Genomic DNA, 26,119 nt, shown 5'->3' with positions numbered 1-26,119 from the left:
TCGCGAGCAAGCCCGCTCCCACATTTTGACCGAGTGCATTCAGGAAGAACGCGGTCAAAATGTGGGAGCGGGCTTGCTCGCGAAGGCGGTCTTAAGAATTACGAATACCTGAGGGCATGCGCCGGCTCAATCTTCGCCGCGCGATACGCCGGATAGATGGTCGCCAAAAAGCTCAACACAAACCCCGCCGAGCAAATCAACAACACATCCCCACCCTGCAATTGCGAAGGCAGGTTGCTGACGAAATACACGTCCGAACTGAAGATATGCTGCCCGGTCACCCGTTCCAGCCAACCCACCAGTTCACTGACGTTCAGCGCCGCAATCACGCCGAGGATGCCACCGATCAAGGTACCGACGATCCCGATCACCGTCCCCTGCACCATGAAGATCGCCATGATCTGCCGTGGCGTGGCGCCGATGGTGCGCAGGATCGCAATGTCGGCGCCCTTGTCGTTCACCACCATGATCAAGGTCGCGATGATGTTGAACGCTGCCACGGCAACGATCATCAGCAACAGCAGGCCGATCATGGTTTTTTCCATCTTCATCGCACTGAACAGGCTGCCCTGGGTGTGGGTCCAGTCGTCGGCCTTGTAGTCGGCACCGAGGCTGGCGGCGATATCCGCCGATACCTTGGGTGCGGCATACAAGTCTTTCACCGCCAGGCGCACGCTTTGCACCTGGTTCGGCTCCCAATGCTGTATCTCGGCGGCGTCGGCCATGTGGATCAGCGCCATGGAGCCATCCAGCTCCGCGCCCACCTTGAACACACCCACCACGTTCAAACGCTGCATACGCGGGGTGATGCCACCGGGCGCACTGCTGATTTCCGGCACGATCAGGGTCAGCTTGTCACCGACATTCAGGCGAAAACGCCGGGCGGTGATTTCGCCGATCACCACACCGAACTCGCCCGGTTTCAGGTCTTCCAGATGGCCCTGGACAATGTGCTGGGCCACGATCGACACCTTGCCTTCCTGGGCCGGATCAACGCCACTGATCTCGATCGGCTGCATCGCGCCCTTGTAGGAGAGCATGCCGTCCATCTGTGTGAACGGTACGGCAGCGGTGACTTCCGGATTCTTCATCGCCGCATCCGCCACCGGCTGCCAGTCGCTGATGGGCTTCACACCAACGATGGTCGCGTGGGGCACCATGCCGAGGATGCGTGAGCTCATTTCCCGTTGGAAACCGTTCATTACCGACAACACCACGATCATCGCCAGCACGCCCAGGGCGAGGCCGATCATCGAGGTCATCGAGATAAACGAAACAAAACGGTTGCGGCGCTTGGCGCGGGTATAGCGCGTGCCGATGAAAATCGATAACGGTCTGAACATTCGCGGGCACCGTTGAAAAAATAGAAAACCCGGCGCCGGGCGCCGGGCTTGAAACAGGTCAGATGGCGACCAGATGACCTTCCTGCAGGTGCAACACACGGTCCATCTGGCGGGCCATGCTCATGTCATGGGTCACCACCAGGAACGCAGTGCGCATCTGGGTGCTCAACTCCAGCATCAAGTCCTTGATGCCCTGGGCGGTATGGGAGTCGAGGTTGCCGGTCGGCTCGTCGAGCATCACCAGGCCCGGGTTGTTGACCAGGGCACGGGCAATCGCCACACGCTGGCGCTCGCCGCCGGACAATTCAGCCGGCTTGTGCTCCAGGCGATGGCACAGGCCGACGCGCTCCAGCAACGCCTGGGCACGCTGGCGTGCTTCCGGGATCGCGGTCTTGCCGATCAACAGCGGCATGCAGACGTTTTCCAGGGCGGTGAACTCGGGCAGCAAGTGGTGGAACTGGTACACAAAACCCAGCGAACGGTTGCGCAACTGGCCACGGGCCTTCTCGCCCAGGGCCGACAACTCTTCGCCGGCCAGCCAGACGCTGCCCTGGGACGGCGTATCAAGGCCGCCCAACAGGTTGAGCAAGGTACTTTTACCGGAACCGGAACTGCCGACGATCGCCACGCGTTCGCCCGGGTGCAGTTCCAGCTGCAGGTTGGACAGCACCACCACGGACTCCGGGCCTTCCTCGTAGGATTTGCCCAGGTTGCGGCAGCTCAGGATTGCTTTTTCACTCATGCCCGATTCACTCATAACGTAAAGCCTGCGCCGGCTGGGTACGTGCCGCGCGCCAGGCTGGATACAGGGTGGCAAGGAAACTCAGGACCAACGCGGCGCCGCCGACCATCAATACGTCCTGGCTCTGCACCTGGGACGGCAAGTAGTCGATGAAGTAGACATCGGAGTTCAAGAATTTGTGGCCGATCAACACTTCCAGCCCGGCGATAGCAGCGCTGACGTTCAGCGCGGCGAGAATTCCCACCACGGTGCCGATCAAGGTGCCGACGACGCCGATCACCGTGCCCTGGACCATGAAGATCGCCATGATCTGCCCCGGCGTGGCGCCAAGGGTGCGCAGGATCGCGATGTCGCCCTTCTTGTCGTTCACCACCATCACCAGCGTGGAGATGATGTTGAAGGCGGCGACGGCGACGATCAGCAGCAACAGCAAGCCGATCATGGCTTTTTCCATGCGGATGGCCTGGTACAGGTTGCCGTGGGTACGGGTCCAGTCGCGGGCGTAGTACTGGTTTTCACCCAGGTGCTGGGCGATTTCCCACGAGGTACGCGGCGCGTCGAACAGGTCGTTGAATTTCAGGCGCAAGCCCTGGACCTGGTCCGGCTTCCAGCGATGCAGGCGGGCCAGGTCGGTCAGGTTGGTCAGGCCCAGGTAGCCGTCGATCTCACCGGCGCCGACATGGAAGATGCCGACCACGGTAAAGCGCTTCATGCGCGGGAACATGCCCGCCGGAGTCACGGTGACTTCCGGCGCGACGAAGGTCAGCTTGTCGCCGATGCCCACGCCGAGCTTGGCCGCCGCCTTGTCGCCGATAGCGATGCCAAAGCTGCCGGGCGACAAGTCGTCCAGTTTGCCCTGCTGCATGAAGTTATCGATGATCGAGACATTGCGTTCCTGCGCCGGGTCGATGGCATTGAGCAGGACTTTCTGCACCTTGCCGTCGTTGGTCAACAGGCCCTGCATCTGGGTGAAGGGCGCAACCGCCAGCACTTTGGGGTTCTGCTTGACCTTCGCGGCCAGGCTTTGCCAGTCGCTGATGGGCTCACCCGACTCGATGGTCGCGTGGGGCACCATGCCCAGCACGCGGGTGCGCATCTCATGATCGAAGCCGTTCATCACCGACAGCACCACGATCATCACGACAACGCCAAGGGCGAGCCCGATCATCGAGGTCAGGGAAATGAACGACACAAAATGATTGCGACGTTTTGCACGGGTATAACGCGTGCCAATAAATACGAAGAGAGGTCTGAACATGTCGGGGCTTGTTCGGAGGAAAAGAAGACGTCCTTGTGGCGGGGTCAGGTAAGCAGCTTTACACTCAGACCATCACCGCTGCCTTGGGTTCGCCATGTCGACATTAGATGAAGAAGATCGCCGCGAATACTACCGTATCGAGGACATGATCGCACTGGAAATTACCCCACTGTCGGGCCCGGAAGCGCTGAGCAAGGAAGTGTTGCTGGATGATTCGCCGCTGTTCAATCTGCTCAGCGAGTTGCACCTGAGTGAATTTGAATCCCAGCACTTGCTGCGCCAGATCGGCGAGCGGGACCGCACCCTGGCCGCCTTCCTCAAAGTGCAGAACAAACGCATGGATTTGCTCAGCCAGATCATGGCGCAAAGCCTGCTGGGCGAAATCGGTACGCCGCAGCCCGTGGTCATTTCCGAAGGCGGCATCGAATTTCTGAACCCCACGGCGATCCAGCCCGACAGCCACCTGGCGGTCAAGCTGGTGCTGATGCCGCAAGCCCTCGGGCTGTTGCTGCGAGCCAAGGTGACCCATTGCGATGCCAAGACCGGTGGCTTTGAAATCGGCACGGAATTCGAAGCCATGACCGATGCCCAACGCCAGTTGCTGGCGCGCTACATCCTGCAGAAACAGGCCCAGGAACGGCGCCTGGCGCGGGAAAAAAGCGACGAATCCGACACCTGAATACGATCATTGAATGGCGCGTCGCGTCATCCATCCAGCCAGGAACCCTGGCGTAAAGGAGCAACTGTGACCCTGATTTATGGCCACCGCGGTGCCAAAGGCGAAGCACCGGAAAACACCCTGACCAGCTTCCAGGAATGCCTCAAGCACGGCGTGCGCCGCTGCGAACTGGATTTGCACCTGTCCATGGACGGCGAGCTGATGGTCATCCACGACCCGACGCTCAAGCGCACCACCGACCGGCGCGGCAAGGTCGTCGAGTACTCAGCCGCCGACCTGGTCAAGATGGACGCGCGCAAAGGCGGCCCGGGCTGGGTCAACCCTTGCCCGATCCCGCGCCTGGAAGAGCTGTTCGAACAGTGCGACTTCGACCACTGGCAACTGGAAGTCAAAAGCGCATCGCGCACCCGCGCGGCAACCACCGTGCTGGCGATCCGTGAAATGGCTCAGCGTTTCGGGCTGATGGACAAGGTCACCGTGACCTCAAGCTCGCGGGAAGTGTTGAAAGCGGCGCTGGACCTCACCCCGGACCTGTCCCGCGGGCTGGTAGCCGAATACGCCTGGCTCGACCCGTTGAAGGTCGCGGCCAACTATGGCTGTGAGATTCTGGCGTTGAACTGGACGTTGTGCACCCCTGAGCGTCTGGAAAAAGCCCAGCGCCAGGGTTTGCACGTGTCCGTATGGACCGTCAACGAACCCGCGCTGATGCGCAGGCTCGCCGACTTCGGCGTAGATAGCCTGATTACAGACTTTCCCGGTTTGGCCACTGCCACCCTCGGGAATTACTGAAATCGGTCTCCCCGGCCGGCTCAGGCCACCGGCCGGAGCCGCTCAAAAAAGCCGGTTGAGGCCGTCGTAGGCCGCTACCCGATAGGCTTCAGCCATGGTCGGGTAGTTGAACGTGGTGTTGACGAAATACTTGAGGGTATTCAGCTCACCCGGCTGGTTCATGATCGCCTGGCCGATGTGCACGATCTCCGACGCCTGATAGCCGAAGCAATGCACGCCGAGCACTTCCAGGGTCTCGCGGTGGAACAGGATCTTCAGCATGCCCTGGGGCTCACCGGCGATCTGCGCACGCGCCATGCTCTTGAAGAACGCCTTGCCGACTTCATAAGGCACCTTGGCCTTGGTCAGTTCGTGCTCGTTCTTGCCGATCGAGCTGATCTCGGGAATCGTGTAGATCCCGGTCGGCACGTCGTTGACGTAGCGCCAGCTGCCGTTGTCGACAATGCTGCCAGCGGCCGAGCGGCCCTGGTCATGGGCGGCACTGGCCAGGCTCGGCCAGCCAATCACGTCACCGGCACCGTAGATGTTCGGTACGCAGGTACGGTAGTTCTCGTCGACTTCGATCTGGCCACGGCTGTTGACCTTGACCCCGATGTTTTCCATGCCCAGCTTGTCGGTGTTGCCGGTTCGGCCGTTGCACCACAGCAAGGCGTCGGCCTTGATCTTCTTGCCGGATTTCAGGTGCAGGATCACACCGTTGTCCAGGCCTTCGACCCGCTCGTACTCTTCGTTGTGGCGCACGGTGATGTTGTTGTTGCTGAAGTGGTAACTCAACGCCTGGGAAATTTCCGAGTCGAGGAAGCTCAGCAACTGGTCGCGGTTATCCACCAGCTCGACCAATACACCCAGGCCGCTGAAGATCGAGGCGTATTCACAGCCGATCACGCCGGCGCCGTAGATGATCAGTTTGCGCGGGGTGTGGCCCAGGCTGAGGATGGTGTCGCTATCGTAGATACGCGGGTGGTGGAAATCGATATCCGCCGGGCGATACGGACGCGAGCCGGTGGCGATGATGATGTGCTTGGCTACCAGCTTCTCGACCACGCCGTTGGCGCAGACCACTTCGACGGTTTGCTCGTCGGCGAAGCTGCCGGTGCCGAAGAACAGGTCGACGCGGTTACGGGCATAGAAGCCGGTACGCGAAGCAACCTGTTTGGAAATGACTTTTTCAGCGCTCTTGAGCACGTCCGGGAACGAGAACCAGCGCGGCTCACCAATGGCCCGGAACATCGGGTTGGTGTTGAACTGCATGATCTGGCGCACCGAGTGACGCAAGGCCTTGGACGGGATGGTACCCAGGTGGGTGCAGTTACCGCCGACCTGGCGACGGCTATCGACCATCGCCACCTTGCGCCCTGCTTTGGCGGCGTTCATCGCCGCACCTTCTCCAGCTGGGCCGGAACCCAGTACCACCACGTCGTAGTTGTAGACAGCCATGCGTACTCCTCAGAACAGGCCAGGGCGCACGGTTGGACGCCTGGCTAAATCATGCCGCGGCCAGCGGTCATGAAGGATCAATGTGGCTCAAGTGTGTGAGCCGGGGCACAGTCTATAGAACGCTCAACGTCGCGCACATTAACCCTTGGTCGCGTCGTAGGCCAGTTTTGCCTTTACTACACGGCGCTCGTTATTGAATTAACCTGTAGGCAAGCACCTTTTCAGGACTGGCTATTATGAAGCATGTCGTCATTTGTTTATTGCTGATGTTTTCGGTCCCGGTTCTGGCGAATGAGGCTGATCGCCTCAAACAAGCCGATTTTCCGGCGCAATCTCATCAACTGGTGCTGAAAAACCAGGCCGTCCTGACCTACCTGTGGGCAGACGTCTATGCGGCGGCATTGTTCGCCCCGGCTGACCTGAGCGCCAAACAAGCCCTGGATCAGCAAAAAGACCTGCGCCTGGAGCTGTATTACTTTCGCGATATCGATCGCAACGATGTGATCAAGGCCGCCACTGCCACCCTCGAACGTCAGCAAACACCCACCACCCTCGCCCGCCTGAAGCCTGAACTGGATCAATTGCACAAAAGCTTCCGCAACATCCGCAGCGGCGACCGTTATGCGCTGGACTTCCAGCCTCAGCGCGGCCTGAACCTGGAAATCAACGGCACGGTGGTGTTCAGCAGTCGCAATGACGAACTGGCCAAGGCTTATCTCGGCATCTGGCTGGCACCAAAAGGCTTGTCCGACAGCCTGCGTAGCACCCTCCTCAACTGATCGCAAAAACCCTGTGGGAGCGGGCTTGCTCGCGAATGCGGTGTGTCAGTGGCTCATAAGCTGACTGACACACCGTTTTCGCGAACAAGCCCGCTCCCGCATTGGATTTTCATTACCGGGAGGCCTGCGGCAATTTGCCAGCTTGCTATCGGTTTTTTGTTGCCTGTGGTGGCTTATACACATATCGTTACAAAACTGTTCAGCGCCAGCCTCGTGCCAAGGCTTTAACAGCAAGGACGGTTGCGACCAGGGATTACTAATAAGATAGCCAAAATGAGTGCATGACATGTCCACTACAACGGGCAAGGGCAAGGCGATCTTTCGCGTTGTCAGCGGTAACTTCCTCGAGATGTTCGACTTCATGGTCTATGGCTTCTACGCCACGGCCATTGCCAAGACATTTTTCCCCACCGACAGCGCTTTCGCGTCCCTGATGCTGTCCCTGGCGACCTTTGGTGCCGGGTTCCTGATGCGTCCTCTGGGCGCGATTTTCCTCGGTGCCTATATCGACCGGCACGGCCGTAAAAAGGGCCTGGTGATCACCCTGGCGATGATGGCCGCCGGTACCGTGCTGATCGCCTGCGTTCCCGGGTATGCCACCCTGGGTGTCGCGGCGCCGCTGATCGTGTTGTTCGGCCGCCTGCTGCAAGGTTTCTCCGCCGGTGTCGAACTGGGCGGCGTGTCGGTGTACCTGGCGGAAATCGCCACTCCAGGCCGTAAAGGCTTCTTCGTCAGTTGGCAGTCCGCCAGCCAGCAAGCCGCGGTGGTATTCGCCGGCCTGCTGGGCGTAGGCCTCAACCACTGGCTCAGCCCGGAAGAAATGGGTGACTGGGGCTGGCGCGTGCCGTTCCTGATCGGCTGCCTGATCGTGCCGGTGATCTTCGTGATTCGTCGCTCCCTGGAAGAAACCCCGGAATTCCAGGCGCGCAAACACCGCCCTACCCTGCAGGAAATCGTCCGCTCGATCGGCCAGAACTTCGGCATCGTCATCGCCGGCATGGCGCTGGTGGTGATGACCACCGTGTCGTTCTACCTGATCACCGCCTACACTCCGACCTTCGGCAAGGCCGAACTGCACCTGTCGGACTTCGACGCGCTGCTGGTCACTGTGTGCGTGGGCATCTCGAACTTCATCTGGCTGCCGGTGATGGGGGCGGTGTCCGACAAGATCGGGCGTAAACCCCTGCTGCTGGGGGCGACTATTCTGGCGATCCTCACCGCTTATCCAGCGCTGTCCTGGCTGGTGGCCAACCCGAGTTTCAGCCATCTGCTGATCGTGCTGCTCTGGCTGTCGTTCCTGTATGGCTCGTACAACGGCGCGATGGTTGTAGCGCTGACCGAAATCATGCCGGTAGAAGTGCGCACCACCGGTTTCTCCCTGGCCTATAGCCTGGCAACGGCGACCTTTGGTGGTTTCACACCAGCGGCGTGTACCTACCTGATCCACGTGCTGGACAACAAGGCAGCACCGGGCATCTGGCTCAGCGGCGCGGCGGTGCTGGGCTTGATCGCCACGCTGATTCTGTTCAAGGGCAACCGGCATGAACTGCGTACCGCGCAGGCCTCTGTAGTCGGCGGCGCTTGATAGGTCGCTTTCGCGAGCAAGCCCGCTCCCACATTTGAAATGTATTCACAAATCAAAATGTGGGAGCTGGTTTGCCTGCGATGAGGCCGGTACAAGCAACACAAAAACAACAGACATAAAAAAGCCCCGAACCAGTCGGGGCTTTTTCATTTACCGCTGATGCTTAGCGCGGGAATGCTGGCGGGTTAACCCCGGCCATGTCTTCCATCACACGAACCACCTGGCAGCTGTAACCGAATTCGTTGTCGTACCAGACGTACAGAACAACGCGGTTGTCTTGAGTGATGGTCGCTTCAGCGTCCACCACACCGGCGTGGCGCGAGCCCACGAAGTCGGTGGAAACCACTTCCTGCGAGTTGACGAAGTCGATTTGCTTGTGCAGATCGGAGTGCAGCGCCATGTAGCGCAGGTACTCGTTCATCTCTTCACGGGTGGCGGCTTTCTCAAGGTTCAGGTTGAGAATGGCCATCGACACGTTCGGCGTCGGAACACGGATCGCGTTACCGGTCAGCTTGCCGGCCAGCTCAGGCAGGGCCTTGGCAGCAGCGGTGGCAGCACCGGTCTCGGTGATCACCATGTTCAGCGCGGCGCTACGGCCACGGCGATCGCCCTTGTGGAAGTTGTCGATCAGGTTCTGGTCGTTGGTGTACGAGTGAACCGTTTCAACGTGACCGTTAACGATGCCGAACTTGTCATTCACAGCCTTCAGCACCGGCACGATGGCGTTGGTGGTGCAGGAAGCGGCGGACACGATCTTGTCGTCAGCGGTGATTTCACCGTGGTTGATGCCGTGCACGATGTTCTTCAGCTTGCCCTTGCCAGGCGCAGTCAGGACAACGCGGTCGATACCCGGGCACGCCAGGTGCTGGCCCAGGCCCTCGGCATCACGCCACACACCGGTGTTGTCCACCAGCAGTGCGTCCTTGATGCCGTACTGGGTGTAATCCACCTCAGACGGGTTCTTCGCGTAGATCACCTGGATCAGGTTACCGTTGGCGGTGATGGTGTTGTTTTCTTCGTCGATGACGATGGTGCCGTTGAACGGACCGTGGACCGAGTCACGACGCAGCAGGCTCGCGCGCTTGGTCAGGTCGTTTTCAGCACCTTTACGCACCACGATGGCACGCAGGCGCAGGCCGTCGCCGCCACCGGTTTTTTCGATCAGGATGCGCGCCAGCAGGCGGCCGATACGACCGAAACCGTACAGCACAACGTCGGTGCCTTTGCGGGCTGCGGCGTTTTGCTGGCCAACCACGTCGGCCATTTCTTCACGTACGAACTGCTCGGCGGTGCGGCCAGCGCCTTCCTTGCGGAATTTATAGGCCAGCTTGCCCAGGTCTACCGAAGCCGCGCCGAGCTTGAGCTCGCTCATGGCTTTAAGCAGAGGGAATGTTTCGTGGACGGAGAGTTCGCTATCGTCGGCAGAACGATGGCGAGCAAAGCGATGAGCCTTGAGAATCGCGATGACTGATTGGTTGATCAGGCTGCGGCCATAGATCGAGCTCACCACGTTGTTATTGCGGTATAGCTGACCGATAAGCGGAATCATCGCTTCAGCGAGTGCTTCACGGTCGATCCATTCACCAAGACACTGGTCGGGCTTCTGAGTCACGGGAACCTTCCACATGTAGGGGCAGAAAAAAGGGGCTACATTATGCCGCCCGACCGCCCTCGGAGCAATGCGCGGCCCGCAACAAAACCCCTTGCAAAAAAATATCGCCCCTCTGCAGCCCAGTAAATACGCGGCTTCCAGCGCACCCCCTGTTGGACCAATGTGACAAAGTGTCCGTAACCCTCCGAAACATACACCGATTTCGGCACTACATAATGAGTCAAAAGGCACCTTTGTTTGTCTTAGCCACTACATTTCCTACAAACCGTAATAGGCTCAGTCAGCAACTGACAGGCGGCACTCCGGGCCGTTACAATTACCGACTTTGTCGCAACGCTTGGAGCTCAACCTTCCGTGCCCGTTCTGCGTCTACCGCTTCTCCCTGCCGCGGCAGGTAAACAGCACTGGGGCAATCTGCCCGGTGCCGCCCTGAGCCTGGCCATCGCCGAGGCTGCCAGCGCTGCCAAGCGCTTTACCCTGCTGCTCACCGCCGACAGCCAAAGTGCCGAGCGGCTGGAACAGGAGCTGAGTTTCTTCGCCCCCGATTTGCCGGTACTGCATTTTCCGGACTGGGAAACCCTGCCCTACGATCTGTTCTCGCCGCACCAGGACATCATTTCCCAGCGCATCGCCAGCCTGTACCGCTTGCCGGAACTGGCCCACGGCGTGCTGGTGGTGCCGATCACCACGGCCCTGCACCGCCTGGCACCGACCAAATTCCTGCTGGGCAGCAGCCTGGTGCTGGATATCGGCCAGAAGCTCGATGTGGAGCAAATGCGCACCCGGCTTGAGGCCAGCGGCTATCGCTGCGTCGACACGGTGTACGAGCACGGCGAGTTCGCCGTGCGAGGCGCGTTGATCGACCTGTTCCCGATGGGCAGCAAACTGCCCTACCGGATCGACCTGTTCGACGACGAAATCGAAACCCTGCGTACCTTCGATCCGGAAAACCAGCGCTCCATCGACAAGGTGCAATCGATCAAGCTGCTGCCGGCCCGGGAGTTCCCGCTGCAAAAAGACGCGGTCACGCGCTTCAAGGCACGTTTCCGCGAGCGCTTCGACGTCGACTTCCGTCGCTGCCCGATCTTCCAGGACTTGAGCAGCGGGATTACCCCCGCCGGTATCGAGTACTACCTGCCGCTGTTCTTCGACGAAACCTCCACGCTCTTCGATTACCTGCCCCAGGACACCCAGGTGTTCTCGCTGCCAGGCATCGAACAGGCAGCGGAGAATTTCTGGAATGACGTGCGCAACCGTTATGAAGAACGCCGCGTCGACCCGTCCCGTCCTTTATTGCCACCGGCCGAGCTGTTCCTGCCGGTGGAAGACTGCTTCGCCCGCCTGAAAAACTGGCCGCGGGTAGTCGCCAGCCAGCAGGACGTGGATGCAGGCGCCGGCCGCGAGCGCTTTCCGGCGCAAGCGCTGCCGAACCTGGCGATTGAAGCCAAGGCTAACCAGCCGCTGGAAGCGCTGTCGAATTTCCTCGGTGACTTCCCCGGCCGCGTGCTGTTTACCGCCGAGTCCGCCGGGCGCCGCGAGGTGCTGCTGGAGTTGCTGGAACGCCTGAAGCTGCGGCCGAAAACCGTCGATAGCTGGCCGGACTTTGTCGCGAGCAAGGACCGCCTGGCGATCACCATCGCACCGCTGGACGAAGGCCTGCTGCTGGACGACCCGGCCTTGGCACTGATTGCCGAAAGCCCGCTGTTCGGTCAACGGGTGATGCAGCGTCGCCGCCGCGAAAAGCGCGCCGATGCCAACAACGATGCGGTGATCAAGAATCTCACCGAACTGCGCGAAGGCGCGCCGGTGGTGCATATCGACCACGGCGTGGGCCGTTACCTGGGCCTGCAGACCCTGGAGATCGACAACCAGGCCGCCGAATTCCTCACCATGGAATATGCCGAGGGCGCCAAGCTTTATGTGCCCGTGGCCAACCTGCACCTGATCGCCCGCTACACCGGCAGCGACGACGCCCTCGCGCCGTTGCACCGCCTGGGCTCCGAGACCTGGCAGAAAGCCAAGCGCAAGGCCGCCGAACAGGTACGCGATGTGGCCGCCGAGTTGCTCGACATCTATGCCCGTCGCGCCGCCCGCGAAGGTTATGCGTTTGCCGACCCAAAAGCCGACTACGCCACCTTCAGCGCCGGCTTCGCCTTCGAAGAAACCCCGGACCAGCAAACCACCATCGATGCCGTGCGCGCCGACATGCTGGCGCCCAAGCCGATGGACCGCCTGGTGTGCGGCGACGTGGGCTTCGGCAAGACCGAAGTGGCAATGCGCGCAGCGTTTATTGCGGTGCACGGTGGCCGCCAAGTGGCGATCCTCGTCCCCACCACCCTGCTCGCCCAGCAGCACTACAACAGCTTTCGCGACCGCTTTGCCGACTGGCCGGTGACTGTGGAGGTGATGAGCCGCTTCAAATCGGCCAAGGAAGTGAATGCGGCCATCGCCGACCTGGCGGAAGGCAAGATCGACATTGTCATCGGCACTCACAAGCTGCTGTCGGATGACGTGAAGATCAAGAACCTCGGGCTGGTGATCATCGACGAAGAGCACCGCTTCGGGGTTCGCCAGAAAGAACAGCTCAAGGCCCTGCGCAGTGAAGTCGACATCCTGACGCTCACCGCCACGCCGATTCCGCGCACGCTGAACATGGCGGTGTCGGGCATGCGCGACCTGTCGATCATCGCCACGCCGCCGGCGCGCCGGTTGTCGGTGCGCACCTTCGTCATGGAGCAGAACAAAAGCACGGTCAAGGAAGCCCTGCTGCGCGAGTTGCTGCGCGGCGGCCAGGTGTACTATCTGCACAACGATGTAAAAACCATCGAGAAATGCGCCGCCGACCTTGCCGAACTGGTGCCGGAAGCACGGATTGCCATCGGCCACGGGCAGATGCGCGAGCGCGAACTCGAACAGGTGATGAGCGACTTCTATCACAAGCGCTTCAACGTGCTGATCGCCTCGACCATCATCGAGACCGGCATCGACGTGCCGAGCGCCAACACCATCATCATCGAGCGCGCCGACAAGTTCGGCCTGGCCCAACTGCATCAATTGCGCGGCCGGGTCGGGCGCAGTCACCACCAGGCGTATGCCTATCTGCTGACGCCGCCGCGCCAGCAGATCACTTCCGACGCCGAGAAGCGCCTGGAAGCGATCGCCAACACCCAGGACCTCGGCGCCGGCTTTGTGCTGGCCACCAACGACCTGGAAATCCGCGGCGCCGGCGAACTGCTGGGCGACGGCCAGAGCGGGCAGATCCAGGCCGTCGGCTTCACCCTGTATATGGAAATGCTCGAGCGCGCGGTGAAGTCCATCCGCAAGGGCGAACAACCGAACCTCGACCAACCGCTGGGTGGCGGCCCGGAGATCAACCTGCGCCTGCCGGCGCTGATCCCCGAAGACTACCTGCCGGATGTGCATGCGCGACTGATCCTGTACAAGCGCATCGCCTCGGCCACCGACGAAGAAGGTCTCAAGGACCTTCAAGTGGAGATGATCGATCGCTTCGGCCTGTTGCCGGAGCCGACCAAGAACCTGGTGCGCCTGACCCTGCTCAAACTGCAGGCCGAGCAACTGGGCATCAAGAAGGTCGACGCCGGCCCGCAAGGCGGGCGTATCGAGTTCGAAGCGCAGACGCCGGTGGACCCACTGGTGCTGATCAAGCTGATTCAGGGCCAGCCCAATCGCTACAAGTTCGAAGGGGCTACGCTGTTCAAATTCATGGTGCCGATGGAACGCGCCGAAGAACGCTTTAATACACTGGAGGCGCTGTTTGAGCGCCTCATCCCGAAATCTGCTTGAAGGACGCCCCAATGCGCCTGTTCCGCATTTTGAGCTTGTTGTTGGTGGTCGTTGCGCCTTCGGCGTTCGCCGACAGCCCGTACCTGGTGGAGATGATCCTGGTGCGCCAGAACGCCGAGCCGGTGATCAACAGCCGTGCGGCGCCGGAAAACTGGGACGCCGGTGCACCACGCCTGGGGACTGACAAAATGAGCCCGCCACGACTGGGCAATATTGTCGAGAAGCTGCAAGCCAGCAGCGACTACACCGTATTGCTGCACAAGTCCTGGGAACAGAATCTCGGTGAGCAACCGGTGAAGCTGGCCATCAGCGATGGCCAGGAACAGTTCGGCCAGTTCCCCATCGAAGGTACCCTGAACCTGCAGCTTGGGCGCTTTACCGATATCGACGCGGACTTCTGGGTTAACCAGTTCGACGCCAACGGCAGCGTCATCGCCAGCGAACACCTCAGCCAGCAAGACGTGCGCACCAAGAACAACCAGCTCAACTACCTGGACGGCGGCCACCTCGCCCTGCTGATCAAGATCACTTCGCTGACCGCCAAGCCGCCCAGCGCTCCACCGCCCGATGTCCAGGACTGATCCAGCACCATGCCCCTGACGTCGTCGTTGACCAAACCCCTGGCCCCTTCGTGGGCCAATCGCTTTAAAGAGCAAAGCCTCGAGCGTGGCCGACGCTACGCCCTGGAAAACCGCGTGCGTATCGTCGAGTCCGGCGACAGCACCATCATTGCCAGCTGCGAAGGCTCGGGTGGCAATGTCTACCGCCAGACCATTTCGCTGCGCGAATCCGCCAAGGGCACGTTGATCCTGGTGGACAGCCGCTGCACGTGCCCCGTGCACACCAACTGCAAACACATCGCCGCCGTGCTGCTCAAGGTCCAGGAAACCCTGGCCTACCCGGCGGCGGCCCAGGATGCCGAGTTGCTGGAGAAGCTCCAGGCGGTGCTGGATAACCGCGTGGTGTTGCCGCAAGTGGTGATGGAAGACGTGCAACCGGTGCCGCGCCTGTGGCTGGCGAGTATCGAGTTCAGTGCCTTCGAACCGCGCAACGGCAAGATGCAGCGTTATATCCAGCATCGCGCGGCGTTGTCCTTCAACTATTTGGGCAACTACGTCAGCGGCCAGAAGAACGCCGACATTATCGTGCGCCAGGAACAGCAGAGCCTGCGGATCAAGCGCCACCCCGAGGTGGAGCAGCAGTTTCGCGAACAGCTGCGCCTGCTGGGCTTCAAGATCGCCACCCGCCAGAGCAAGGCCCTGCCGGAAAGCGCCGGCGAGCTGTTCGAGATGGTCAATGACAGCGCGTGGCTGAACTTCACCCTGAATGCCTCGCCGAACCTGCGCGCCCAGGGTTGGGAACTACAGATCGATGAAGATTTCGGCTTCGACCTGAGCGCCGTCGACGACTGGTACGCCAGCGTCGACGAAGTGCCGGAGCGTGACTGGTTCGACTTGGAGCTGGGGATCATCGTCAACGGCGAACGCCTGAGCTTGCTGCCGATCCTGTTGAACCTGATGCGCTCCCACACCGAGATTCTCAACCCGGAAAAACTCGCCCGGCGCCGCGATGACGAACTGATCCTGGTGAACATTCCCGGCCTGCCCAACGGCCACGGCCCGCTGCAAGTCGCGCTGCCTTATGGCCGGCTGAAACCGGTGCTGGCGACCCTGGGCGAGTTCTACCTGCAAGAGCCCGGCACCACCGCGCTGCGCCTGGCCAAGGCCGACGCGATTCGCCTGAACCCGCTGGAAGACCTGCCGCTGCAATGGGAAGGCGGCGAAAAGATCCGCAACTTCGCCCAGCGCCTGCGGGACATCAAGGATTTCAGCTGCGAAGCGCCGGAAGGCTTGAACGCAACGTTGCGCCCTTATCAACTGGAAGGCCTGAGCTGGATGCAGTCGCTGCGCCAACTCGACGTCGGCGGGATTCTCGCGGATGACATGGGCCTGGGCAAAACCCTGCAAACCCTGGCGCATATTCTCAGCGAGAAAATCGCCGGACGCCTGGACCGCCCGTGCATGGTGGTGATGCCCACCAGCCTGATCCCGAACTGGCTCGACGAAGCGGCGCACTTCACGCCGCAGCTCAAAGTCATGGCGTTGTACGGCGCGGGGCGCAAGAAACATTTCCCTCAGTTGCAGGACTACGACCTGCTGCTGACCACCTACGCCCTGCTGCCCAAGGACATCGAGCAACTGGCCGCCCTGCCCTTGCACGTGCTGATCCTTGACGAAGCGCAGTATATCAAGAACCCCAACAGCAAGGCCGCCCAGGCGGCCCGCGAGCTGAACGCCCGCCAGCGCCTGTGCCTCAGCGGTACACCGCTGGAAAACCACTTGGGCGAGCTGTGGTCGCTGTTCCACTTCCTGCTGCCGGGTTGGCTGGGGGACGTGAAGAGCTTCAACCGCGATTACCGCGTACCGATCGAAAAGCGCGGCAGCGATGTGCGATTGCAGCACCTTAATGGTCGGATCAAGCCGTTCCTGCTGCGTCGCACCAAGGAGCAGGTGGCGACCGAGCTGCCGCCCAAGACCGAGATCATCCACTGGGTCGACCTCAACGAAGCCCAACGCGACGTGTACGAAACCATGCGCCTGGCGATGGACAAGAAAGTCCGCGACGAGATTACCCGCAAGGGTGTGGCGCGCAGCCAGATCATCATCCTGGAGGCGCTGCTCAAGTTGCGCCAGGTTTGCTGTGATTTACGCTTGGTCAATGATGCAACCCTGCCGGCAAAGGGTAGTAGCTCGGGCAAACTCGACAGCTTGATGGAGATGCTCGAAGAGCTGTTTGCCGAAGGCCGCAGGATTCTGCTGTTTTCCCAGTTCACTTCGATGCTGAGCCTGATCGAGGCCGAGTTGAAGAAGCGCGGCGTGGCTTATGCGCTTCTTACCGGTCAGACGCGGGATCGGCGCACGCCGGTGAAAGACTTCCAGAGCGGCAAGCTGCAGATCTTCCTGATCAGCCTGAAGGCAGGCGGCGTCGGACTTAACCTGACGGAAGCCGACACGGTGATTCACTACGACCCGTGGTGGAACCCGGCCACGGAGAACCAGGCCACCGACCGTGCGTATCGCATCGGCCAGGAGAAGCCGGTATTTGTGTACAAGATGATTGCCCGGGGCACCGTGGAAGAGAAAATCCAGCATTTGCAGCAGGAAAAGTCTGATCTGGCGGCGGGCGTTCTGGATGGGCGGACGACGGGGGATTGGAAGTTGGGGAATGAGGATATCGAGGCGTTGTTTGCGCCGTTGCCTCATAAGCAGGAAAAGCGCTGACTGTTAGATCGCCTTCGCGAGCAAGCCCGCTCCCACATTTGACCGCATATACCCTGGAGGAATGCGGTCGGATGTGGGAGCGGGCTTGCTCGCGAAGGGCGCACCGCAGTTGTCAGTCGATCAACTGAGCATCCCGCAGCGCACCCAACGCCGCCAACCAACGCGGATCCTGCTTGTACTCGGTCGACGCCACCGCCTGGCCACGCATCCGCGCGATACGCGCCGACGGCGTGACCTTCATGCGCTGGGCAGCACTCAGGGCCAGCTCGGCGGCGGCGCGGTCGTTGCACACCAGGCCCATGTCGCAACCGGCAGTCAACGCCGCCTCAATACGACTGGCAGCATCACCGACCACATGAGCCCCCGCCATCGACAGGTCGTCACTGAAGATCACCCCGTCGAACTGCAACTCGCCACGCAGGATGTCCTGCAACCAGCGCCGGGAGAAGCCGGCCGGTTGCGCGTCCACTTGTGGATAAATCACATGGGCCGGCATGACGGCTGCCAGTTGCTTGCTCAGGCGCGCGAAAGGCACCAGGTCATTGGCGCGAATCTGTTCCAGGCTGCGCTCGTCGTTGGGAATGGCGACGTGGGAATCGGCTTCGGCCCAGCCGTGGCCGGGGAAGTGCTTGCCGGTGGCCGCCATACCGGCGCTGTTCATGCCACGGATGAAGGCGCCCGCGAGCACGGCGGCGCGCTCGGGGTCGCCTTCGAAGGCGCGAGTGCCCACAACGGCGCTGCGTTGGTAATCGAGGTCCAGCACCGGGGCGAAGCTCAGGTCCAGGCCAACCGCCAGCACTTCGGTTGCCATGATCCAACCGCACTGCTCGGCCAGTTGCTCCGCATTCGGGTTGTCGGCCAAGGCACGCATCGCCGGCAGACGCACAAACCCCTGACGCAAGCGCTGCACTCGGCCGCCTTCCTGATCGACCGCCAGCAACAGGTCCGGGCGCACGGCGCGAATCGCCGCGCTCAATTCACGCACCTGCCGAGGATGCTCGATATTGCGTGCAAAAATGATCAGGCCGCCCACCTCGGGCTGACGCAACAAGTGGCGATCCTCAGCCGTCAGCCAGGTGCCGGCAACGTCCACCATCAAAGAGCCTTGCAGGGCTTGGGTCATATAGCTTCCTTAAATAACGCACGCAGCCCGAAGCCCCCGCGAGATCGCATCGCCAGAAATGCATCTGGAGACGGACGCTCAGCGAGCGCAACGGGCTGTGGATAAATAGCTGAAATCGGCATGGGCGGCTAGCTTAGCGGATGCAAGCGGCCGCGCACACCCGGGAGGGGTTAAACCTTGGCCGGGACCGGTACTGACTTGCTGCGCGGGCGCAATTGGGCGGCGGCCATGGCCTGGTCGGTGACGCCGGTTTCGGCACGCATGCCGGCGGCGAGAAACGGCACCATCAGGCGCATGACCTGCTCGATGGAGGTGTTGACGCCGAAGTCGGTCTCGGCAATCGCACGCAGTGCCTTGATCCCGGACATGCTGAATGCCGCGGCACCGAGCATGAAGTGCACGCGCCAGAACAGTTCGATTGGCGGGATACGCGGGGCGGCTTCGTTGACCAGCAACATATAGCGGCGGAACACCTTGCCGTACATGTCTTCCAGATAGCGGCGCAGGTGGCCCTGGCTCTGGCTGAACGCCAGGCCCAACAGGCGCATGAAGATCGACAGGTCGTTGCCGCTGCGTGGCTGAACCACCAGGGCTTGTTCGACGAGGATCTCCAGCAGGTCTTCCAGGCTTGGCTTGTTTTCAGGCTTGGCCTGGCGACGCTCCAGCTCACGGTCGAGGCTGATGCAGAAAGGCCCCAGGAAACGTGAGAACACGGCCTGGATCAGCGCCTTCTTGGAGCCGAAATGGTAGTTCACTGCCGCCAGGTTGACCCCGGCCTTGCTGGTAATCAGCCGCAATGAAGTTTCAGCAAATCCTTTTTCCGCGAACAACTGCTCGGCAGCATCGAGAATGCGTTCAACGGTTTCCGACTGGGCCATGGCTACTCCGCCTGACAAACACTTGTTTGAAACATACGTTTCAAGCTATGTCTTGTCAAGCCTGCAGGTCGGTTTGCGGCTGGCCGGTCAGCTATTTCATGGCCATTTAATCACATTCGCCAAGGTCTGTAGGCAGCGCTGTCTCCAGTGTGTAGGACAGGTGATAAATGACCGTCCAGCGGAGTGACTGAAAACGGTGATTGCCAAGCGCAGTCCACTGTATATAATCCCAGTCACTGTATAAAAAGACAGAGCGATCAACATGCTAAAACTGACGCCACGCCAAGCTGAGATTCTGGCTTTTATCAAGCGCTGCCTCGATGACAACGGCTACCCGCCGACCCGGGCGGAAATTGCGCTGGAACTGGGATTCAAGTCACCCAACGCCGCTGAGGAACACCTCAAGGCCCTCGCCCGCAAAGGCGCGATCGAGATGACCCCGGGTGCTTCACGCGGTATTCGCATCCCTGGCTTCGAAGCCAAGGCCGACGAGTCGACACTGCCGATCATCGGCCGCGTCGCAGCCGGTGCGCCGATCCTGGCGCAACAGCACGTCGAGGAATCCTGCAACATCAACCCGACCTTCTTCCATCCCCGTGCCGACTACCTGTTGCGGGTCCATGGCATGAGCATGAAGGACGTGGGCATTTTCGACGGCGACCTGCTGGCCGTCCACACCACACGTGAAGCTCGCAATGGCCAGATCGTCGTCGCCCGTATCGGCGATGAAGTGACGGTCAAACGCTTCAAGCGCGAAGGCAGCAAGGTCTGGCTCCTGGCCGAGAACCCCGAATTCGCGCCGATTGAAGTGAACCTGAAGGATCAGGACCTGGTGATTGAAGGCTTGAGCGTCGGCGTTATTCGCCGCTAACGGAGGCATCATGCAGTTCCTACAGACCCCACAACACACTCAACTGTCGCTGTTTGAGGCCTTTATGGCCCAGCCCCTTGCGCCCATCCTCAAGGAAGTGGTCGAAGCGCCCTGGAGCGCCGAACCCGAGGCGTTCAGTGAACTGTCGTTGCGCGGTGCTGCCGGGAACTGCCTGAGCCTATTGGCGCCGATCCTTCGCGAACTGAGCGAGGAACAGGACGCCCGCTGGTTGACGCTGATCGCCCCGCCATCCAGCCTGACCCAGGCCTGGTTGCGGGATGCCGGCCTGAACCGCGAACGCATCCTGTTGCTGCAACCCCGTGGTGCTCAAAGCGCCCAGCAGTTGACCTGCGAAGCCTTGCGCCTGGGCCGTAGCCATACGGTGGTCAGCTGGCTGAACCCGCTGACCACAGCGGCCAGGCAGCAACTGATCAGCGCCGCCCGCACAGGTGATGCGCAAAGCTTGAACATTCGGTTGGGATAAAACGATACGCGGGTAACTGACAGCTGTCAGGATCCGCCATGACGCGAGGCTTCTTCAGAATTGAGAAGCCGATCTGCACAATTGAAGCCTGTAAAAAAGTCGACAGACGGACTCAGTGAAGAATCCGCGGGCCGTCTTCCTTTTCCGGTTCGCCTTCAGCCAGGCGCCCCGCCATCTGCACACCTACGCTCAACATGGCTTTTGCCACTTCCACGTGCTGGCCCTGCAGGAACGCTTTTGCGTCCTCGGAAAAATCCAAGATCACCAGAGAACCCTCGTCCTCAGCCCGGCGCAGCTCGATTCGGCCGTCGGGCAACTCAACAATTTCCAGAAAGGACGTTGGCATAAAAGTCTGTTCTCCACGAAAGGCCGGCATTATATCAGTCTTGTGGCGAGCGGGCTTGCCCGCATTGGGCTGAGCCGCGGCCCTCCGACAGCTGACACTGCCAGGCCTGAAAAGCCTTGGGGCTGCTTCGCAACCCAGCGGGAGCAAGCTCCCTCGCCACAAAGCGGTAGTTGTCAGCGAGAAGCCTTCAGCACTCGTTCAATCCATCCCGAAACCGAATGGCCAACTTCTTCAGCTCCTGCCGCCAGCTTTCCAGCTCTTCCCGGCTCAACGGCTCGGGTCCTTCTTCGTCCAGGCTTACGGCCACGATCAGCGGCTGGGTCACATCGCCTTTGGGCGTGTGCTTCACCCGTGGCGGTTGGAACATCTCCGCGTGGGCTACCAGCAAGCGCGCCAGCCAACTGTCCGGGCTTTGCGCCATCTCCACCAGTTCGGCCAACTCCGGGATGGCCATGGACTCCAGCACATCCCGGTGGATGATCATTTCCGCACGCGGCGAGCCGGCCTGCGGCAGACGGTAGAACCCGGCGATCTCATGGCATACGCCAAGCAAGGCGCCATACAGGTGGAACAGCGCGGCTTCACGCCCGGCCTGTACCAGCGCGATAGCGTTCATCTCCTTTCCTTCCTCGGCACGGCCAAGGGCTTCCAGGGACAAACCCGCGAAGTAAATTTTCTGGTTGGTACGGGTATAGAGTTCGTTGGCCATGAAGGCAGTCTCCACAACGAATAAAGCGTGATGCTGGCTGAACAGTGTCACGGATCAGCCAAGGCCACTGCAAGCGCAAAAAAAAGGCCGCCTATCAAGGCGGCCTTTGTGCATGTAGCTGATCGTATCAAGCGCCCTGGCGCTTGTCCTCGACCTTCCACTTGCCACCGTCGTAGAACGCTTTCCAGCCGGTAGGCTTGCCTTCAACCTCGGTCTGCACGTACTGCTCCTTGGTCTTGCGGCTGTAGCGGATTACGGACGGGCGACCGTCCGGGTCCTTCTTCGGCGCTTCGCAGAGGAAGTGGTACTTCGGATCGATCTCGTCCTTGTGGGGCACGATCTCCATCACCAGCGGTGCACGGGTCTCACGGTTTTTCGGGAACTGGCTGGCAGCCAGGAACAGCCCCGAAGCGCCATCACGCAGGATGTAGGTGTCGTTGACCTTCTCGCACTTGAGTTCAGGCATCTTCACCGGGTCCATCTTCGGCGGCGCCGCGTCACCGCTTTTCAGCAGTTTGCGGGTGTTCTTGCACGTCGGGTTGGTGCAACCGAAGAACTTGCCGAAACGGCCGGTCTTGAGCTGCATCTCGCTGCCGCACTTGTCGCATTCCAGGCTCGGGCCTTCGTAGCCCTTGATGCGGTAAGTGCCTTCTTCGATCTCGTAGCCGTTGCAATCCGGGTTGTTACCGCAGATGTGCAGCTTGTGCTTCTCGTCCAGCAGGTAGGCATCCATTGCCGTGCTGCAGATCGGGCAACGGTGCTTGCCACGCAATACCAGAGACTCGGATTCACCCTCGTCATCGGCCGCGATTTCATCGCCCGGCACCAGGTTGACGGTGGCCTTGCAGCGCTCTTTCGGCGGCAGGCTGTAACCCGAGCAACCGAGGAATACACCGGTGGAGGCGGTACGAATCTGCATCGGGCGACCGCAAGTGAGGCACGGAATGTCCGTCATCACCGGCTGGTTGGCCCGCATGCCGTTCTCGGCGCTTTCAGCCACTTCAAGTTTCTTCTTGAAGTCGCCGTAGAACTCGTCGAGCACGTTTTTCCAGTCGCGTTCGCCCTGGGCCACGTCATCGAGGTTCTCTTCCATGCCGGCGGTGAAGCCGTAGTCCATCAGGTTGGAGAAGCTCTCGGACAGGCGCTCGGTGACGATGTCGCCCATCTTTTCCGAGTAGAAACGACGGTTGTGCAAGGCCACGTAGCCGCGGTCCTGGATGGTGGAGATGATCGCCGCATAGGTCGAAGGACGACCGATACCGCGTTTTTCCATCTCCTTGACCAGGCTGGCTTCCGAATAACGCGCCGGCGGCTTGGTGAAGTGCTGGGACGGGTCGAGCTTGATCAGCTTCAACACATCGCCCTGAGCCATGTCAGGCAGCACATCGTCGTCGCCCGGCTTGGCGATTTGCGGCATCACGCGGGTGTAACCGTCGAACTTGAGGATACGGCCCTTGGCACGCAGCTCGAAGTCACCAGCACCCACGCTGACAGTCGTCGACAGGTATTGCGCCGGCAGCATCTGGCACGCCAGGAACTGGCGCCAGATCAGCTCATAGAGGCGCTCAGCGTCGCGCTCCATGCCGCTCAGCTTGCTTGGCTCGGTGTTGGCGTCGGAGGGACGAATCGCTTCGTGAGCCTCTTGTGCGCCTTCCTTGCTGCTATAGACGTTCGGCTTCTCCGGCAGGTACTTCTTGCCGAATTCGCTTTCAATATAAGTACGCGCCATCGCCACCGCGTCTTGCGACAGGTTGGTGGAGTCGGTACGCATATACGTGATGTAGCCCGCTTCATACAGGCGCTGGGCCATCATCATGGTCTTCTTCACCCCGAAGCCCAGGCGGTTGCTCGCGGCCTGTTGCAGGGTGGAGGTGATGAACGGCGCCGACGGCTTGCTGCTGGTGGGCTTGTCTTCACGCTTGACGATGCTGTAGCTGGAAGCCTTGAGCTTCTCCAGCGCGGCCATGGCCTGGGCTTCGTTGAGCGGCTTGAAGGCCTCGCCTTTCTCGCGGGCCACTTCAAAGCGCACGTTGTTGCCCTTGGCAGTGCCCAGGTCAGCGTGCACTTCCCAGTATTCTTCGGGGTTGAACGCACGAATCTCGCGTTCACGCTCCACCACCAGCTTTACCGCCACAGACTGCACACGGCCGGCGGACAGGCCACGAGCGATTTTCGCCCACAGCAGCGGCGAGACCATGTAACCCACGACGCGGTCGAGGAAGCGACGGGCCTGCTGGGCATTGACGCGGTCAATGTCCAGTTCGCCCGGCTTGGAGAAGGCTTCCTGGATCGCCTTCTTGGTAATTTCGTTGAACACCACGCGCTTGTAGCGGCTGTCGTCACCCCCGATGGCTTCCCGCAGGTGCCAGGCAATAGCCTCCCCTTCGCGGTCCAAGTCGGTTGCGAGATAGATGGTGTCAGCATCCTTGGCGAGCCGGCGCAGCTCTTCGATGACCTTTTCCTTGCCCGGGAGGATCTCGTACTTGGCTTTCCAGCCATGATCGGGATCGACACCCATGCGCGAGACCAGCTGCTTGCGCGCTTTCTCTTTAGGCGTGAGCACCGGACCTTCGCCCGCAGCCGCCTTGCCGCGCTTGGCGGCAGGCTCCTTGCTGGCGCTAGCCGAACCGCTGGTGGGCAGGTCTCGGATATGGCCGATACTCGACTTCACCACGTACTCGTTACCCAAGTACTTGTTGATGGTCTTGGCCTTAGCCGGGGATTCCACAATGACCAGCGATTTGCCCATGGATCGGAAAATTCCTGAATTCGAGAAGTGAAAGGCGGTTGGCGCCTGACGCGGCAACGCTATATATAGTGGCAACAAGGTGAGGTCAAGCGCAGCATTCTGCGCGGCCTGCCTTTATTGCGCGGAAAAAAGGCTGGCTTCGGCCTGCATCAAAGCAAAGCGCGGGACCTGTTCGCCGTCAACTTCGACGGTCTCAAGGAACATGCTCAAGGGACGCACCCAAAAGCCGTAATCGCCATACAGTGCTTGGTAGAACACCACTTCCTCTTCGGTCTCGGAATGCCGCGCCACATTAAAAACGCGGTACTGCGGACCTTTATAATGCTGGTAGAGCCCTGGTTCGACTTTCATGCTCTGGCCCTCTTACAAAATTTGTTAAAAAAAATATAAAAAATTCCAAAAAACAAAAACCGGGGCACTGGGCCCCGGCTTCCGTCAACGAAACGTTTAGATACGTTCGAAGACGGTGGAGATGCCTTGGCCGAGGCCAATGCACATGGTTGCAACCCCAAGGTTGCCGCCATTTTGCTTCATCACGTTAAGCAACGTGCCGGAGATACGAGCGCCGGAACACCCAAACGGGTGACCCAAGGCAATCGCGCCGCCGTGCAGGTTAACCTTCTCGTTCATCTTGTCGAGCACTTTCAAATCTTTCAGCACTGGCAGGGCCTGTGCGGCGAAAGCTTCGTTGAGCTCGAAGAAGTCGATGTCGGAGATAGTCAGGCCTGCGCGCTTCAATGCTTTTTGTGTGGCCGGTACTGGACCATAGCCCATGATTGCCGGGTCCACACCTGCGACTGCCATCGAACGAATCACGGCCATCGGCTGGATACCCAGGTCCTGGGCACGCTGGGCCGACATCACGATCATGCACGAAGCACCGTCAGTGATCTGCGACGAAGTACCGGCTGTCACGGTGCCGCCCTTTGGATTGAAGGCCGGCTTCAGGGCCGCCAGGCTTTCCAGGGTGGTGTCCGGACGAATGGTTTCGTCGTAGTCGAACAGTTTCAGGAAACCGTTCTCGTCGTAGCCGTTCATCGGGATGATTTCATCCTTGAACTTGCCTTCCACGGTTGCCTTGTGGGCCAACTGGTGGGAACGCAGGCCGAATGCATCCTGGGCTTCGCGGGTAATGCCGTGCATTTTGCCGAGCATTTCAGCGGTGAGGCCCATCATGCCCGAGGCTTTCGCCGCGTACAGGGACATGTGCGGGTTCGGATCCACACCGTGCATCATGCTGACGTGGCCCATGTGCTCCACGCCGCCGACCACGAACACATCACCGTTACCGGTCATGATCGCTTGGGCAGCGGTGTGCAGCGCGCTCATGGACGAGCCACACAGGCGGCTGACGGTCTGGCCGGCAGCGGTGTGCGGGATCTGCGTCATCAGGGAAGCCATGCGGGCGATGTTCCAGCCCTGCTCCAGGGTCTGGTTGACGCAGCCCCAGATCACGTCTTCGACTTCGTTCGGGTCGACCTTGACGTTGCGTTCCAGCAATTTGCTGATCAGGTGCGCCGACATGTCTTCGGCACGGGTGTTGCGGTGCATGCCGCCCTTGGAGCGGCCCATCGGAGTACGACCGAAGTCGACAATCACGACGTCTCTTGGATTCAAGCTCATAAATATTCTCGCTCTAGTCGTCTGGGC

General features: G+C 60.6%; 21 protein-coding genes. 9 read left to right on the top strand and 12 right to left on the bottom strand.

The window, feature by feature from the left end; all coding sequences use genetic code 11:
* Positions 1-98: 98 nt before the first annotated feature.
* The 3 genes from HX873_RS16260 to HX873_RS16250 are packed head-to-tail and all read right to left on the bottom strand — an operon-like array spanning position 99 to position 3,343.
* Entirely contained in the window at positions 99-1,343 is a 1,245-nt protein-coding gene (locus HX873_RS16260) for a lipoprotein-releasing ABC transporter permease subunit (RefSeq protein WP_003218940.1), read from the bottom strand.
* A 58-nt stretch (positions 1,344-1,401) separates the two neighbouring features.
* Positions 1,402-2,085, bottom strand: a complete 684-nt coding sequence (gene lolD, locus HX873_RS16255) for a lipoprotein-releasing ABC transporter ATP-binding protein LolD (RefSeq protein ID WP_177122899.1) — start codon at positions 2,083-2,085, stop codon at positions 1,402-1,404.
* A gap of 7 nt (positions 2,086-2,092) precedes the next feature.
* On the bottom strand, positions 2,093-3,343 hold the full coding sequence (locus HX873_RS16250) for a lipoprotein-releasing ABC transporter permease subunit (RefSeq protein WP_003218943.1): 1,251 nt from the start codon (positions 3,341-3,343) through the stop codon (positions 2,093-2,095).
* A 94-nt stretch (positions 3,344-3,437) separates the two neighbouring features.
* On the opposite strand from HX873_RS16250, the gene HX873_RS16245 reads away from it, so the two are divergent.
* Positions 3,438-4,022 carry a PilZ domain-containing protein gene (locus HX873_RS16245; RefSeq protein ID WP_003218944.1) on the top strand — a complete coding sequence of 195 codons (585 nt, stop codon included), beginning with the start codon at positions 3,438-3,440 and terminating at the stop codon, positions 4,020-4,022.
* 66 nt (positions 4,023-4,088) lie between these two features.
* On the top strand, positions 4,089-4,811 hold the full coding sequence (locus tag HX873_RS16240) for a glycerophosphodiester phosphodiesterase family protein (RefSeq protein ID WP_003218946.1): 723 nt from the start codon (positions 4,089-4,091) through the stop codon (positions 4,809-4,811).
* 42 nt (positions 4,812-4,853) lie between these two features.
* On the opposite strand, the gene sthA is transcribed toward HX873_RS16240, so the two are convergent.
* Positions 4,854-6,248: a Si-specific NAD(P)(+) transhydrogenase gene (gene sthA, locus HX873_RS16235; protein WP_003218947.1), complete on the bottom strand. Its 1,395-nt coding sequence runs from the start codon at positions 6,246-6,248 to the stop codon at positions 4,854-4,856.
* A 236-nt stretch (positions 6,249-6,484) separates the two neighbouring features.
* Between sthA and HX873_RS16230 the strand changes: the two genes are divergently transcribed.
* Both HX873_RS16230 and HX873_RS16225 read left to right on the top strand, forming a co-directional pair.
* Positions 6,485-7,027 (top strand): chalcone isomerase family protein, encoded by a 543-nt coding sequence (locus tag HX873_RS16230; protein WP_177122898.1) that lies wholly within the window; start codon positions 6,485-6,487, stop codon positions 7,025-7,027.
* A gap of 286 nt (positions 7,028-7,313) precedes the next feature.
* The gene (locus HX873_RS16225) at positions 7,314-8,612 is read left to right on the top strand and encodes an MFS transporter (protein ID WP_008437599.1); all 1,299 of its coding nucleotides are present in this window, start codon (positions 7,314-7,316) and stop codon (positions 8,610-8,612) included.
* Positions 8,613-8,775: 163 nt separating this feature from the next.
* Here HX873_RS16225 and HX873_RS16220 read toward each other — a convergent pair whose 3' ends face one another.
* Positions 8,776-10,239 carry a glyceraldehyde-3-phosphate dehydrogenase gene (locus HX873_RS16220; protein WP_023659083.1) on the bottom strand — a complete coding sequence of 488 codons (1,464 nt, stop codon included), beginning with the start codon at positions 10,237-10,239 and terminating at the stop codon, positions 8,776-8,778.
* 339 nt (positions 10,240-10,578) lie between these two features.
* On the opposite strand from HX873_RS16220, the gene mfd reads away from it, so the two are divergent.
* From mfd to HX873_RS16205, 3 genes are read left to right on the top strand one after another with little or no spacing between them, the layout of a single operon-like run.
* Positions 10,579-14,028: a transcription-repair coupling factor gene (gene mfd, locus HX873_RS16215; RefSeq protein WP_087693658.1), complete on the top strand. Its 3,450-nt coding sequence runs from the start codon at positions 10,579-10,581 to the stop codon at positions 14,026-14,028.
* An 11-nt stretch (positions 14,029-14,039) separates the two neighbouring features.
* Positions 14,040-14,609 (top strand): CsiV family protein, encoded by a 570-nt coding sequence (locus HX873_RS16210; protein ID WP_003218957.1) that lies wholly within the window; start codon positions 14,040-14,042, stop codon positions 14,607-14,609.
* Positions 14,610-14,618: 9 nt separating this feature from the next.
* Positions 14,619-17,309: a DEAD/DEAH box helicase gene (locus tag HX873_RS16205; RefSeq protein WP_008437598.1), complete on the top strand. Its 2,691-nt coding sequence runs from the start codon at positions 14,619-14,621 to the stop codon at positions 17,307-17,309.
* A gap of 112 nt (positions 17,310-17,421) precedes the next feature.
* On the opposite strand, the gene nagZ is transcribed toward HX873_RS16205, so the two are convergent.
* Together nagZ and psrA are read right to left on the bottom strand one after the other, a co-directional pair.
* Complete coding sequence (gene nagZ, locus HX873_RS16200) at positions 17,422-18,432, bottom strand: beta-N-acetylhexosaminidase (protein WP_003218962.1); 1,011 nt, start codon at positions 18,430-18,432, stop codon at positions 17,422-17,424.
* Positions 18,433-18,602: 170 nt separating this feature from the next.
* Positions 18,603-19,310, bottom strand: coding sequence for a transcriptional regulator PsrA (gene psrA / locus HX873_RS16195; RefSeq protein WP_003218964.1), 708 nt, complete (start codon positions 19,308-19,310; stop codon positions 18,603-18,605).
* Between the two features lie 262 nt (positions 19,311-19,572).
* On the opposite strand from psrA, the gene lexA reads away from it, so the two are divergent.
* The gene (gene lexA / locus HX873_RS16190; protein ID WP_003172575.1) at positions 19,573-20,181 is read left to right on the top strand and encodes a transcriptional repressor LexA; all 609 of its coding nucleotides are present in this window, start codon (positions 19,573-19,575) and stop codon (positions 20,179-20,181) included.
* A 10-nt stretch (positions 20,182-20,191) separates the two neighbouring features.
* Positions 20,192-20,665 carry an SOS-induced cell division inhibitor SulA gene (sulA, locus tag HX873_RS16185; RefSeq protein WP_003218967.1) on the top strand — a complete coding sequence of 158 codons (474 nt, stop codon included), beginning with the start codon at positions 20,192-20,194 and terminating at the stop codon, positions 20,663-20,665.
* A 112-nt stretch (positions 20,666-20,777) separates the two neighbouring features.
* Here sulA and HX873_RS16180 read toward each other — a convergent pair whose 3' ends face one another.
* The 5 genes from HX873_RS16180 to fadA all read right to left on the bottom strand — a co-directional run bounded on the left by HX873_RS16180 (position 20,778) and on the right by fadA (position 26,092).
* Positions 20,778-21,011, bottom strand: a complete 234-nt coding sequence (locus HX873_RS16180) for a hypothetical protein (RefSeq protein ID WP_003218969.1) — start codon at positions 21,009-21,011, stop codon at positions 20,778-20,780.
* Positions 21,012-21,198: 187 nt separating this feature from the next.
* Positions 21,199-21,720, bottom strand: a complete 522-nt coding sequence (locus tag HX873_RS16175; RefSeq protein ID WP_177122897.1) for a DUF6586 family protein — start codon at positions 21,718-21,720, stop codon at positions 21,199-21,201.
* 127 nt (positions 21,721-21,847) lie between these two features.
* Entirely contained in the window at positions 21,848-24,469 is a 2,622-nt protein-coding gene (topA, locus tag HX873_RS16170) for a type I DNA topoisomerase (RefSeq protein ID WP_003218973.1), read from the bottom strand.
* Positions 24,470-24,583: 114 nt separating this feature from the next.
* A complete protein-coding gene (locus tag HX873_RS16165; protein WP_003218976.1) occupies positions 24,584-24,820 on the bottom strand; it encodes a DUF1653 domain-containing protein in 237 nt (78 codons plus the stop codon).
* A 96-nt stretch (positions 24,821-24,916) separates the two neighbouring features.
* Positions 24,917-26,092, bottom strand: a complete 1,176-nt coding sequence (gene fadA, locus HX873_RS16160) for an acetyl-CoA C-acyltransferase FadA (protein ID WP_003218978.1) — start codon at positions 26,090-26,092, stop codon at positions 24,917-24,919.
* Positions 26,093-26,119 lie beyond the last annotated feature (27 nt).

It is taken from the genome of Pseudomonas sp. P7758, from assembly GCF_013386485.1.
Taxonomy (GTDB): domain Bacteria; phylum Pseudomonadota; class Gammaproteobacteria; order Pseudomonadales; family Pseudomonadaceae; genus Aquipseudomonas.
Note: the sequence above shows the minus strand (reverse complement) of the source record. Positions and strands in the feature narration are given on the sequence as shown.